We start from the raw sequence: 14,556 nt of genomic DNA, 5'->3' as shown, positions 1-14,556 counted from the left end.
TTGATAACTTTTAAAAGAATTAGTAATGAAACAAATACAAAAAATAGTCGTATTTTGCGCAATACTAGCCTTTTGTTGCGGCAACGCCACCGCTCAGAATACGGATAAAACAGACTTCGATACAGACATCGATACGTTGAGCATCGATAACGATAAAGCCATAGAAGTCGCTTTTCGTAAGGTTAATAAGGAAGACTTCATGGGAGGCGTTTCATATATCGATATGACAGAACTGATGTCTAAATCATACAGTCTAAGCAGTTTGGGCTACCTGGATGTAGTCGGAGGTATAGGCAACGGTATCTGGGGTATGGGCGAATATCTTGTACTGGTTGACGGATTTCCCCGCGATGCCAATAACGTCCTTCCTACCGAAATTGAGCAAATAACTGTTCTGAAAGGTGCTGCGGCAGTCGTGCTATATGGTAGCCGTGCATCAAAAGGTGTAATAATGATAACCACGAAACGCGGTAAAATAGGTAAACGTACAATATCGGTACGTGCCAACCTCGGAGTGAATACTCCGAAGGCATATCCTAAATATTTAGGCTCGGCGGAATATATGTCGTTATACAATGAAGCCCGCGAAAACGACGGACTTACGGCTCTTTATTCAAGAGAAGATATTTATAATTACAGTTCGGGTGCCAATCCGTACCGTTATCCAAATGTCGATTTTTATTCTTCCGATTATCTTAAACAGGCATATGCCCGCTCTGAAGCAATGGCGGAAATAACCGGCGGTGGCAACCGTTCGCGATTTTATACAACGGTAGGTTACTATAATGAAGGTTCGTTATTGAATGTAGGAAATGCTAAGGACAACAGTACAAGCCGCCTCTTTGCGCGCGGTAATATTGATCTGAGTCTGCACGAATTGATTTCGGCCAAAGTGGATGCGAATGCGACATTCTATGATTTAAAAACTGCAAACGGAGATTTTTGGAATGGTGCGGCTACGTTACGTCCCAATCGTGTAAGTCCTTTAATACCAATTAGCTATATCGAAGGGAATGATGAGCACTCGCTGGCATTATTAAATGCAAGTAATTATATTATCGACGGAAAATATTTCCTGGGCGGTACACAGCTGGACCCAACAAATCCTATAGCAGCTGCTTATGCAGGAGGCGAAAATAAGTTTGTAAGTCGTCAATTCCAGTTCAATGCAGGCATAGATTTCAACCTCCGCGATGTTTTGGACGGTCTTTTCTTTCGTACAAAATACGGAATTGACTATGCTTCAACCTACAATCAGGCATATTCAAACACCTATGCGACCTACTCTCCGGTTTGGACAAACTACAACGGGAAAGATGTGATTGCAAGTCTCACAAAGTACGGAAAAGACGAGAAGACAGGAAATCAGAATATTGACAATACGTCATACAGGAGTACCCAGTTCTTTTCAGGGCAATTCGACTATACAAAAGTCTACAACAATACCCACAACTTCTATGCTATGTTGGTAGCTAATGGCTGGCAACGTCAATTAAGCGAACAATATCATAACATGACAAACATTAATTTGGGACTTCAGCTTTCTTATAACTTTCTCCAAAAATATTATGCCGATTTCAGTGCGGCCGTGCCTTATTCGGCAAAACTACCGAAAGGCAATCGCGCCGGATTTTCACCAACGGTTACCTTAGGATGGCGTCTGACTAAAGAGCCTGTGTTCCAAAATATCTCTGCTCTTGACGATTTAATACTGTCGGTTTCGGGTGGTATCATCAGTCAGGATCTGGATATCACAACAAGTGATAACGAAATGGGCTATTATCTCTATGAGAGTATCCTGCAAAGAGGAGGATGGTGGTCATGGGGCGACCTTGGCGGAGAGGCTGCTACCGAATATAACCGCGGCAATAATCCCAACCTTACGTTTGTTAAACGCAAAGAAGTGAACATAGGACTTCGCGGCTCTCTGCTGAACAAGCTGATTACATTTGATTTGAACTGGTTTTCAAACAAGATGGATGGCGGCATAACCCGCGCTACGTCCCTGTATCCTATATACTTTACTCAGGTAGGTTACCCCACTTCTTCCATCATCCCTTATGTAAATTATAATATAGATGATCGTTCGGGTGTAGATTTCAGTATAAACCTGAACAAAAAAGCCGGAGAATTTGATCTTACATTCGGTGTAAGTGGACTGTATAATACTATTACAGCTTCACGGCGCGACGAAACTTATGAATTCGACTACCAAACACGTGTGGGTAGGGCACTCAACGGCCTCTGGGGCTTGGAAAGTCTAGGGTTCTTCAAGGATGATACCGAAGCGGCAGCAGCTAACCAGACTTTCGGACAGGTGAAAGCGGGCGATATAAAGTATAAGGATCAAAATGGCGATGGACGTATCGACAGCAACGACGAAGTATTCCTCGGACGCTGGGACAATCCACTCACTTTGGGCGTCAATTTTACGGCGAAATTCCGAAACTTTACCCTGTTTGTAATGGGAAGCGGTAATTATGGAGGTAAAGGATTCAAGAACAGTAGCTATTACTGGGTAAGGAGCAACAATAAGTATTCGGAGGTTGTACGTAATCGCTGGACGGAAGAAACGAAGAACACGGCAACCTATCCGCGTCTTACGACGACCAACGGAGACAATAATTTCCGTAATTCCGACTTCTGGCTCTACAAGACCGATGCTTTCCGGTTATCGCAGGTGCAACTAACCTACGATGTACCTGAAAATGTCTTTAGAGATAAATTTGTCAAAGGACTCAGTATATACTTTGGAGGTTATAACCTTCTAACAATTTCAAAAGAAAGGAAACACCTGGAGATGAATGTGGGTAGTGCTCCTCAGACTCGCTTCTACAATCTTGGTTTGAAAGCGACATTCTAACTAAAAAAAAATAATCGTATGAAAAATATATTCAAATTATTAGTTATGATTCCCTTTCTCATAAGCTGCGAAAACCTGTTCGAACCAGCTCCCGAGAATTTCAGGAACGTAGAATCGTTATATAACGAGCCGAGTTTTGCGCAAGGTTTGTTGGGACATGCCTATATAAGCAATCCACTGGGCTCATGGTCGTTCAATGATGTTGCTACCGATGATGCCGTATCGAACGATCCCGGCAATAATTACCGGCGTATGGCTACCGGACAGTGGAGATCGAACAATAATCCAATGGACAGGTGGCAATACCTCCGTGCATCGGTGCAGTATATCAACCAGTTCATCGAACTCGTAGATGATGTGAATTGGGCAAGTGACCCATTAGTATCCGAAATGTTCAGAGACCGCATGAAAGGTGACGCCTATGGTATGCGCGCCCTCTACATGTATCATCTGCTGTTGAATCACGCTGGATGGGGTGAAGACGGACAATGCCTGGGTATTCCCATACTCACTCATTCCGAAACGGTCTCTTCCGAATTCAACCTGCCTCGAAATACATTTCAGCAATGTATCGACCAGATTTATGCAGATGTAGAGCTGGCAACCAGCCTTCTTCCATCAAGTTATGGTGACATATCAAGTGAAAGCCTGGTGCCGGAGAAATATAAAGCTAAAGGTGTAACAGCAGCTCAATATACCCGTGTATTCGGTAATTTGTCGCGCAACCGCATGAGTGGAGCTATCGCCGAGGCCGTTCGTGCACAAGCTACCTTACTGGCCGCTAGTCCGGCGTATAGCACAGGTTCTTCATACACATGGGAAGATGCAGCTCAACAGATGGCTATCGTGCTTAACCGACTGGGATCAAATCCTGCAAACCAGATAGATCCCAAAGGTTTGACATGGTATGCCAATGCTTCAGATATTATCAATACCAATTCGGGGATAAATGTAAAGGAAATACTTTGGAGGGGCGGACGCGAGGAAAACCGTACCCTCGAAGAAGACCATTTCCCTCCTTCTATTTTCGGACGCGGACGTCTTAACCCAACACAGAATTTAGTAGATGCTTTTCCGATGGCTAACGGTTATCCCATTACTCACACTTCTGCCGGATACAACCCCAATAATCCATATGCTAACCGCGACCCGCGTTTGAGCCTGTACATTATCTATAATGGCAGCAAAGCCGGAAGCCAAAACTCAGTAATAACAACTGCCGCCGACGGTATAAACAACGATGCTCTTGAACATGCAGAAACCTCTACCCGTACAGGCTATTATATGAAAAAACTGCTTCGTCAGGATGTGAATGCCAATCCGAGTTCTCCAACAAATCAGTTCCACTACAAGCCTTTCATCCGGTTCACAGAAATATTATTGGGCTATGCCGAAGCGGCAAATGAAGCTTGGGGCCCTACCGGAGCCGGTGGTAACGGTTACTCGGCTTACGACATCATCAAGGCTATCCGTGCCAGGGCAGGTGTAGGGAAAGATAATAACGACGCCTATCTTGAATCTGTAAAAGGAAACAAAGATGCTATGCGTGAGCTTATACATAACGAGCGCCGTCTCGAACTCTGTTTCGAAGGACATCGTTTCTGGGATCTCCGCCGCTGGAAAGCGCCAATCACTGAGGCGGCAAAAGGTATAAATATCACTGCTGGAGTACATGAAGTTATACCTTCAGTGGAAAATCGTTCATATGCCGACTACATGTATTATGGTCCTATCCCTTATGATGAAACGCTTAAATTCAGTGCCCTCATTCAGAACAAGGGATGGTAGTCTTATGTCAAACAAATAATATGAAGAAAAATGAAAAAATATCTGTTAATATTGATAATTATAAGCGGAATATTCACATCCTGTAAGAATGGTGATTGGGAATTTCCCGACTACGACTATACTGCCGTTTATTTCGCATACCAGACGCCTGTCCGCACGATAGTGATCGGTGAGGATGTATATGACACTTCCCTCGACAACGAGCATAAGTGCCAGATAATGGCTACAATGGGCGGAGTTTATGAAAACAAGAAGGATGTAGAGATTGGTTTTCGCATCGACAATGCATTATGCAACGGCTTGACCTTCGACGGCGGAGCCGAAGTAAAGCCCATGCCTTCCAATTATTACACCCTTTCTTCCACCGGAAAAATCGTAATCAAAAAAGGTGAAATTCTGGGAGGAGTAGTTGTTCAGCTGACTGACGCTTTCTTCGCAGATCCCCTCGCTGTTAAAAACACTTATGTGATTCCGTTGGTAATGACCGATGTGAAGAATGTTGACAAGATCCTTACCGGAACCCCGTTGGCGAATACTCCAAATCGAGTGAGAGCCGAAGACTGGGACGTTCTTCCGAAAGATTATATCTTGTATGCAATCAAGTATATCAATAAATATCATGCCAACTACCTGCGTCGTGGTAAGGACGTGATAACCGGAGATAAGAATGAGACCGTAATCCGTCACAAAGAGTATGTCGAAAAAGACGAAGTGGTCAGTACTCATACCCGCTCTCTCAATATGGTTGAACTGCCGCTCAGAATCACAGACGCTGCAGGCGATCTACTTGACTGTACGCTGCTACTCTCTTTCGACGACTCTGGTAAATGTACTGTTTCATCGGGCAGTGAGGGAGTTACAATGAGCGGAAGCGGACAATACGTTGTCAAAGGCGAAAAGAGAAGCTGGGGCGATAAGGATCGTGACGCTATCTATCTCAGCTACAATATTAATTTCGGGAAAATGCAGGTTTCTACCGTTGATACGCTCGTCATTCGCGACCGGGGCGTCAAACCGGAAACTTTTAAACCGGTTCTGAAGTAAAACTTTTAAATTTTGTACGTATGAAATATATTAATAAAATATTACTGACTTTGATATCGACGGTTGTTTTGGCTTCCTGTGTTGACGATGCACCGCTAATGTTCGATGTTAGAGAACCTTCATCGATAGCGGAGTTGAAATACCTAAACGATTATGATGTACTAAAGTCCTACATTGACCGTACGGCAAATCCCAATTTCAAGTTGGGACTCGGGGTTTCCGTATCGGAATATAACGCAAAAGGTGTTGTTTACAGGCTTGCAAACAGTAATTTCGACGAAATCGTAGCCGGATGGGAAATGAAACATGGAGCAGTAGTTCAAGACGACGGCAGCCTCAATCTCGCCAATGTAACTACATTTCTGGAGACAGCCCAGAAGGCCGGCGTCTCGGTCTTCGGTCATACTCTCTGCTGGCATGCCAATCAGAATGCCAAATACTTAAACAACCTGATTGCCGACAAGTTTATCCCGAGTACGGGTGAACCCTCATGGGACAGCTTTTTCAGTGCCAACTTTGAAACCGATGATGCTTCCAACTATTCAAGCAATCTTACAAATATAATAAGCTTTACTGCTACAGGCGAAGGATTTGAAAGCAAAGGCAGGGCCTTAAAAATCGTCAACGAGAAAGTACGGGAAAATGACTGGAATTGTCAGCTTTTTGTAACCTTCCAAAAGCCGGTGGCGGCAGGCGAAAAATACCGGCTGACGATGAATGTGCGGGCAGAAGCGAATGCAACATTCGGTACCCAGGCACATACTGCACCGGGCGCATACAAGCATTGGGATTTCTTCGGCTCCATTACGGCTACTCCCGAATGGACGACCTTTACAAAGGAAATTACGATTTCGGACGACCAGGCTACTGCTAACACCATCGCATTTAATCTTGGTTTGACGGCGACTACGTATTATTTCGACAATATTACCGTTGAAAAGTATAACGACGGTTCCGGTGGCGGACCTTCATATGTACCAGTATCAGGAGCCGACTTTGAAACCGGTGATAATTCTAACTATTCGGGCAACAGTAATGCCGTTCAGTCTTTTATAAGTCCGGGATTTGATGGAAAAGGAAGAGCTTTGAAAATCGCCAATGCGGAAGTTCGCGCCAATGACTGGGATTGTCAGTTCTTTATGACATTTCCGACGGCCACTGAAACCGGGGAAAAATATCGTTTCATCATGAATGTCCGCGCCGATGCTCCGGCTTCATTCTCAACGCAAGCACATATCGTTCCTCAGTCCTACAAACATTGGGATTTTGTCGGTACCATTAACTCTACTACCGAATGGACCACTTATACAAAGGAAATTACCATCGATGACAATACGGCCGGAGTGACAGCTATCGCGTTTAATTTGGGGAAAACCGCTACTAATTACTATTTCGATAACATGAGGTTTGAGAAATATACGGAAGGCGGTATCTGGATCATAAAAACTCCGGAAGAGAAAAAGGAAATTCTCACGAACGCTTTAGAAACATGGATCTCGGGTATAATGACCGTTTCCAAATCCGTCAAAGCTTGGGATATAGTGAACGAGCCGATGTCAGACTGGCCTGATCCTTCCCAACTGAAAACCGGTGTCGGTAAAACCGATATGGGCGCCGATGAGTTCTACTGGCAGGATTACCTGGGTAAAGATTACGCAGTAACTGCTATCCGGATAGCGCGTAGTCAGGAAGGTCATACTGACGATAAACTCTTTATCAACGATTACGGTCTTGAAAACAGTCTGGATAAATGCCGGGGACTGATTGAATATGTGAAGTATGTCGAAAGCAAAGGTGTGAAAGTAGACGGCATCGGCACACAGATGCATGTTAGCTTAAATGGAGTGAATAAGGAAACCATTGCTGAACATTTCCGACTATTGGCCGCTACCGGTAAGCTGATAAAAATATCTGAACTGGATATGGGTATAAATGTTGACGGCAAGGGTATTAAAACGGAAGATGCCACTGACGAACAGCTCCGTGAGCAAGCCGAACTTTATAAATACATTGTGAAAACTTACTTCGAGATTATTCCGGAAGCTCAGCGTTATGGTATTACACAATGGGCCGCCACGGATAGTCCGGCAAGTTCGAGCTGGAGAGGCGGCGAGCCGATCGGCCTCTGGAATTCGGACTATAATCGCAAACATGCTTATGCCGGATTTGCAGAGGGTTTGTCTGCTAAATAATTCTAACGCTCCTTGCATATATTCGAGTTTATTACAATAGAATATTATAATTTTGATTTTAAGTTAATTATCCATTTAGCATTTTAGGGGCAAGGTTTACCTACCTGATATCAGTTATTGGGTAGGTAGATCCGGTCCTACAAATACAACGTTCGACAAATAATTGAATATGAGCTTCCTTGCGGCATTACCGCAAAACCTAATATTGAATAAATAGATTCATAAGATAACAATAAGCCTTATAATGGACTTTGGGTATTCTTTTGAATCGGTGCATCCATATTCTTTTTACAGCCTTATTTATTTCCTGAGATTATTTTATCGTTTCATATCTGTATAGTGCAAAGCTATTTATGTCTGTTAGCTCTGCTTCTATATACCCATTATGGTCGGGAGTACAATCAAAGTCTGAACCGGAGCCCGTTATAAGAGAAAACCTGGCAGCTACACCTTCTGGCAGCCATGTCTTGAGCATTATCTTGCCTGCCGGATTATTTTCGCGAAAAATAAGCAGATAACCTTTATCCCCGGATATGGACTGGAAGCCTGTCCAGGATTTGCCGGAAGGCTCATCCCCTATTGGAAGGATAACCCCGCAATGAAAGTCATGTTGTATCTTACGATAAGGCTCGATATAATTTACAATCCCTGATGCCTGAGCGGGCAATCCACTTCCTTCGAACCACGCTAAAGGCTGGCCGGCCATTGTTATTGCGAACAGATATTCGAAGCTATAGTTATCAGGCGCAAATACATCACTCCCATATTTAGCGGTGTTTCTCCATTTATTCAGAAATTCGACCTGAATTTTTTCAGCCGGAACATATCTTGACAATTGCCATAGATTTCTTAGAGTCCAGTACGGATAATAGTTTTGCCAGTCGGTATAACGATTTTCCAAAAATATGTTGCCGTATTCATTAAAGAAATGATACCCGCTCCTGCGGCCTGCGGTAGCATCCAGATTAAATATGACCTGATCTTTTGTTTCTAAAAGGACTTTGTCGAACAGCTTCCTCAAATTTGTTTCAGCTCTTTTTGACGGAATAGATAAACCATCTATTTTAAACGTTCGAATACCATATTCTTTATACAAACTAATTATGGCTTGTGCATCCTTTTGCCAATCGGCATAGTCATCCTGTATACTCGGATTGAACCAAAGACAGATTTCAACCCCCAATTCTTTTCCTTTCTCTACAATGGGATGAAGTCCTCTCGGATACTTCGTTTTATCCGGCGTCCAATAGTCCGGGTTGTTCCATATATTCTTAAAGGAACCATTGGCTACCGCCGAGTTGGGGCTTTTCCCGGTTTGCCATCCATCGTCAATCTGAAAATGAGATATGCCCAATTTTCCGGCTTTTTCGACCTCATCGAGACAGAATAATTCATTGACTTTCGAGTCCTGGCTGCGATCTCCCCATGTGTTCATCATTACCATTTCATCCCTGTCAGATAAGATTTTTCTGATATTCTTCTGGTACATCCTCAATGCAGTCAGCTGATCCAGATCGCTACCGTCATAAACACCCAAAGCGCAACTGTATGTTTTCACCCATTGGTCTTTATTGAGGTCGTCCGGAACCACGCCCATACCCACGACAGCAAAATCTCCAAATTCGGAGACAAAATCAGAACCCGGGTAAGCCAGCTGAACATCCGGACAAGGCGCTTCTTTCAGAAAGAAGAGCCCCCGCTCATTTTCTTCATTCCGGGCGATAAACAGATTCCCTTTGTAAGAGTTTTTCCTGTATGACAGAGTATTATATTCAGCTACCAGATTATTGTTTCTGTCGGTAACATCAAAAAATCGGACAGTTCGTATTTTCCAATGTTTTCCAGCCAGCGAAATCCGGTCTAAAATAGGATTTAGCTCTTTTTGAGTAAAATCTTTCGTTGATTCTATATTTTTCAGATCTGCTTTATTTCCATTTTCCACCAGCCAGACATTGCTTGTAGTTCCTTTCAGATATGTTTCACAGGATACGACAGGGCTGTTCTCATATACTTTGTATATTCTTTTTATATCTGTTCCGTCTAAAGAGAATGTAACCTCGCTGGCCAGATATGCAGTATGAATCGGATTTTCCTCCACGTAGCGTATATCCCATTTACCGGACGTGGCATTGTCTCTATCCGATATAAATAGATCGGGTCTGTGGTCTACATTTATCCAAACGTTCTTATTAACTTTATCTGTAACCGAAAAAGTAATAAGGTTGCCGTTATTCCACAGAAATTTCCGTTCTATCAGCCTGTTTCCTATGACTAAAGTATCATTCTTCAGATTACTGTAACATCCACTCTGAGCTATACTAACAGAGACGAGAACATTAAAAAAAATCAGAAAAGAAATGTATTTCATATGTATAAAAGTATTAGGTATTTATTATTTCAAAAAAGGTAACAGATATATCAGTTAACAGTAAACAGTGAACTAACTTGTAACTCGTAACTGCCCGCAGGGCAAAGTAACTTGTAACTATTAAAAAAGGTAACAAAAGTAACACATTTTTAGCTATTAGCTGATAGCTGTTAGCCAATAGTTTACAAGAAAACTTGACAAAGTTGACACTTTTTCTACTATTTTCTACCTGACTTTTTTTAACATTGGCACATTGGCATATTGACTAATCGGCACATTAAATTCATTCTTTCAAAGAACTACACGCTAACGGCTGACGGTCATCGTTAAATATATAGATAAAATTATCGTACAATAATGAATATCTGGTCAAACAGAGGTCACTTGCTCCCGGCCTGTTTTGTCCCGGAAGAATATGGGACGGATTCAGGAGAAGATGCCCATTGTTTGTTCGGGATATTTCCCATCTGAAAAGACAATACCCCGCCATTCATTATATCCGAGTGCAGGATGTAACTTTTATCATAAGGTTTCCCGTTGAGCGTAGCCGATTGTATATAAATATTATTATCCGAAACGTTTTTAGCCTCGATTTTAAATTGTTTCCCATTTTCCAGATTAATCTCTATGTACTCAAAAGCAGGGCTTCCTATTACATAATATGGCATACCAGGGCATACGGGATAAAAACCCATCATGCTGAACACCAGCCAGGCCGACATCTGTCCCGAATCGTCGTTTCCTGACAGGCCATCCGGAGAATTGAAATATTCCTTATTAATAATCTCATGCACCCATTTCTGAGTTTTCCATGGCTCTCCCAAATATGCAAACAGATAGGCTACATGGTGACAGGGTTCGTTGCCATGCCAATAATACCCACCATCGAAGAAGGTGTCCAGATAGCTGATAGACCGGTCTCTACCCAGGATATCAACCAGTCCTTCAACATCATGCGGAACATACCATGTATAATGGTAAGGAGTGCCTTCACATATATAGGATACAAATTTTGTATGATCGAAAGGCAAGACCCATTTACCATCGGCATAACGTCCCCGGGCAAATCCGGTTTCAGGGTCTATCACATTTTTATAGTTTTTCGCCCGTTCCTGTAATATATTATAGTCTTCGGTTCTTCCCAGTTTCCGGGCAACCTGAGATAATACGAAATCATCATACGCATATTCTAAAGTACGGGATACCTGCTCTCTCCTGTGAAATGCATCCGGAACTTCATCTTCTAATGGGATATAGTTATATTTCAGATAAGACTCCATCGCCCTTCGTCCCTTTCCGTCTATATAACTTTGGTGATCCCGGTTGGATTCAAAAGCGTTTTTGCGCATCAGGGAGTAAGCTTCTTCATAATCAAATCCCGGAGTATCTTTTATAATAGCATCTCCAATCATTGACAGGCAGTGATCACCGATCATTGCTGCTGTATAACTGTTCCAGGCAGGAAAGATAGGTAACCATCCACCTTGCTGTCCTTTCAGTATGAGAGAATGTGCCATGTCTCCATTCCGTGCAGGATTCAATATGGAAAAGAGTGGGTGGACAGCCCTGAACGTATCCCACATCGAAAAATCACAATAATAGGTGAATCCTCCGGCTTTCATTATCTTTTTGTTGCCGTCGAAAGCCGGATAGGAACCATCTGTATCGCTAAATGTTCTTGGTAGAAAATGCGTGTTATACAGCGCTGTATAAAACCGTACTTTATCATCCCCGTTGTTTCCGGTGACAACAATCTGTCCGAGGGTTTTCTCCCATATGTCGGACGATTTGTTCCGGACAGCGGAAAAATCCCACCCATGAATTTCGGCTTCAAGGTTTTCACGGGCATTCTCCACAGATGTAAAAGAAGTCCCGATCTTTGCCAATACTTTATGAACAGAAGGGTTTAGCTTCACCCAGGCCCCCACCTTATTTTTCCGGCCTTGTGCCTCATTTCCTCTGTCGATCACAGAATCCCCCACCCATACTCCGAATTGCTCGATGCCGGCGTCCAGCTGTATCACGAAATGCCCGCTAAAGCCGGCCGGTTGCCCATATCCCTGATAGATACGGTGTACGGGATTATATCCTGTAATCTCCTTTTTTTGATGATCTATTTTAATGTATCCTTCACCCTCATCACTATTAGGCTCTATTATAATATAACGGTCTCCGGTTTTCTTATAATCGAAACTCAGGATTCCTCCCCGGGACAATCCGGTCATTTCAACCTGAATATCATAATCATCAAGCAATACACTGTAATAAGAAGGTGTTGCAACCTCATTCGTATGCTTGAATGCCGAAGCTCTCTTTTCGGGGTCTATTTCGAGTTTGCCTGTCATTGGCATAATGGTGACACTTCCATAGTCCTGTGTGCAGGACCCGTTCATCCAATGGCTGGTTCTGAAGCCTTGTATCGCATGCTGATAATAATAGTAGGGAGGGTAACATTTTTTTTCAGAAGCCTGTGTTTGTGCAACCCAGTTTGTCATTCCATGCGGAACTCCTACCGCAGGCATATTCTGCCCCCGCTCTTCGGTCGAACTTTTATCTTTCCCCTCTATTACCCTTATGTCGGTTCCGATGAGAGGATTTACATATTTTTGATAATTTACCTGCTGCCCGGTACATGATATTGATAAAAGGAATCCTGCTATTAAATAATATTTCATATCAATTATATCTTTATTATTGCATACGGCAATTTCACGTATGGTGAAATTGTATTCCGAATATAAGCAAAGAAGAATATATAATCCGGAAAACGAATAATATATTCTTCTTGCCTGTTATGGAATTATTTCGGTTCTATCTTATAATTATTCTGCGAAAGTTTGGGATTTACATCGATTTGCTTTTGAGGTATCGGACAAATCAGGTTTGTTTCGTTCAATTTATATCCTTTCGATTTTAGGACTTCAATTGCACGGCCTGTGCGAACCAGATCGAACCAACGATGTCCTTCGAATGCGAGTTCCGCCCTGCGTTCATTCTCTACAGCTAATAAAAAGGCATCCTTGTCGGTCGTGTTGATATCCACAGAGGTTGTTTCTGTTGTTTGGTATCCGTATCCCCGGCGACGCACCTTGTTGAGATATGCGCAGGCATCGGCAGTCTTTCCGTTTCGGTTCAAGGCCTCGGCGTACATCAGCAATACATCCGCATACCGTATTACCGGAAAGTTGTTGTTAGAGTCCCCGTCCTGATATGGGGTATCGAAATACTTGCTTACATAACGTGAATCGACCCATTTGTTTGTCTTATTATTGATATAACCCAGCCTCATAGAAAAATCGCGGCGGAGGTCTCCCGCACCATAGGAATCATACATCTCCTGTTCGGGTACATTATTACCGCCTGATCCACCAATAGAAATTACACTTGTACCTGAGTTTTCAGGAGCAAATGCGTTCGGGAAATTATTTCCTTCTCCATAACCTCCTTTTTTGAACTGGACCTCAAATACAGCTTCTTTACTATTATGATTATTCGCATTGAATACACTTGCATATCCATCTATATTTAATGAACCGGCCGTGTTTTCAAGTAAAGAATATTCCCCGCCGCTTATTACTTCCAACAGTTTCTTTTCGGCTTCAGGATAATTGTTCAGAGTGAGATAAACTTTTCCCAAAAGGGATTTTGCCGCACCGGAAGTTGCACGTCCTATATCGGAGGCCGGATAGGATTTCGGTAATTTTTCAGCCTCTGTCAGGTCTGAGATTATTTGGGAATATACCTTATCCTTGCTTTCACGCGCATAATCGTACGCTTCTGTTATTGTGACCTCTTTCAGCACTAAAGGCACATCGCCATATACACGGACCACATTGAAATACAATAATCCCCGCAAGAACTTACATTCCATTTTATAGTGCTCTTTCAGATTGTCATCCATAGAGATATTGTCAATCCGTCCCAGGATTGTATTTAATCTGTTTATCGCATCGTAAGATTTATTCCAGAAATCGGCAATATACGGATTTGTTGTACGAATATAGAATTTGTCGAACTCATCCTGATCTGTTACCGAACCGGACAAGGCATTGCGTGTATTATCGGATGGAATCTCGGACATAACATACCAGTTTCCGTACAGGTTACCCTCCTGCAACGCGGAATAAACTCCGTTTACAGCTGCTGTAAATTGTTCCGGAGTCTTGTAATACTGATCAATAGATAATTCTGTTTTTGGTTGCAGGTCCAAAAAACCGTCGCATGATATCAAACTTAAGCAGATACCCGATAGTAATAATAATTTATATATATTTTTCATAATAATCATATATTAATCTATT

At 42.7% G+C, this 14,556-nt stretch carries 7 protein-coding genes; 4 read left to right on the top strand and 3 right to left on the bottom strand.

Annotation, left to right across the window (positions count from 1 at the left end; translation table 11 throughout):
• The first annotated feature begins 25 nt into the window (after positions 1 to 25).
• The 4 genes from ACFO6W_RS02115 to ACFO6W_RS02100 are packed head-to-tail and all read left to right on the top strand — an operon-like array spanning position 26 to position 7,887.
• A complete protein-coding gene (locus ACFO6W_RS02115; protein ID WP_379993653.1) occupies positions 26 to 2,863 on the top strand; it encodes a SusC/RagA family TonB-linked outer membrane protein in 2,838 nt (945 codons plus the stop codon).
• A gap of 18 nt (positions 2,864 to 2,881) precedes the next feature.
• Positions 2,882 to 4,651, top strand: coding sequence for a RagB/SusD family nutrient uptake outer membrane protein (locus ACFO6W_RS02110; RefSeq protein WP_379993652.1), 1,770 nt, complete (start codon positions 2,882 to 2,884; stop codon positions 4,649 to 4,651).
• A 30-nt stretch (positions 4,652 to 4,681) separates the two neighbouring features.
• Complete coding sequence (locus tag ACFO6W_RS02105; RefSeq protein WP_379993651.1) at positions 4,682 to 5,695, top strand: DUF5627 domain-containing protein; 1,014 nt, start codon at positions 4,682 to 4,684, stop codon at positions 5,693 to 5,695.
• A 20-nt stretch (positions 5,696 to 5,715) separates the two neighbouring features.
• Positions 5,716 to 7,887 carry an endo-1,4-beta-xylanase gene (locus ACFO6W_RS02100; protein WP_379993650.1) on the top strand — a complete coding sequence of 724 codons (2,172 nt, stop codon included), beginning with the start codon at positions 5,716 to 5,718 and terminating at the stop codon, positions 7,885 to 7,887.
• Positions 7,888 to 8,200: 313 nt separating this feature from the next.
• Here the strand turns inward: ACFO6W_RS02100 and ACFO6W_RS02095 are convergent, their stop codons facing one another.
• The 3 genes from ACFO6W_RS02095 to ACFO6W_RS02085 all read right to left on the bottom strand — a co-directional run bounded on the left by ACFO6W_RS02095 (position 8,201) and on the right by ACFO6W_RS02085 (position 14,534).
• On the bottom strand, positions 8,201 to 10,255 hold the full coding sequence (locus ACFO6W_RS02095; RefSeq protein WP_379993649.1) for an alpha-galactosidase: 2,055 nt from the start codon (positions 10,253 to 10,255) through the stop codon (positions 8,201 to 8,203).
• Positions 10,256 to 10,635: 380 nt separating this feature from the next.
• On the bottom strand, positions 10,636 to 12,930 hold the full coding sequence (locus ACFO6W_RS02090) for a GH92 family glycosyl hydrolase (protein ID WP_379993648.1): 2,295 nt from the start codon (positions 12,928 to 12,930) through the stop codon (positions 10,636 to 10,638).
• 125 nt (positions 12,931 to 13,055) lie between these two features.
• Complete coding sequence (locus tag ACFO6W_RS02085) at positions 13,056 to 14,534, bottom strand: RagB/SusD family nutrient uptake outer membrane protein (protein ID WP_379993647.1); 1,479 nt, start codon at positions 14,532 to 14,534, stop codon at positions 13,056 to 13,058.
• Positions 14,535 to 14,556 lie beyond the last annotated feature (22 nt).

It is taken from the genome of Dysgonomonas termitidis (genome assembly GCF_042654545.1).
Lineage (GTDB): Bacteria > Bacteroidota > Bacteroidia > Bacteroidales > Dysgonomonadaceae > Dysgonomonas > Dysgonomonas termitidis.
Note: the sequence above shows the minus strand (reverse complement) of the source record. Positions and strands in the feature narration are given on the sequence as shown.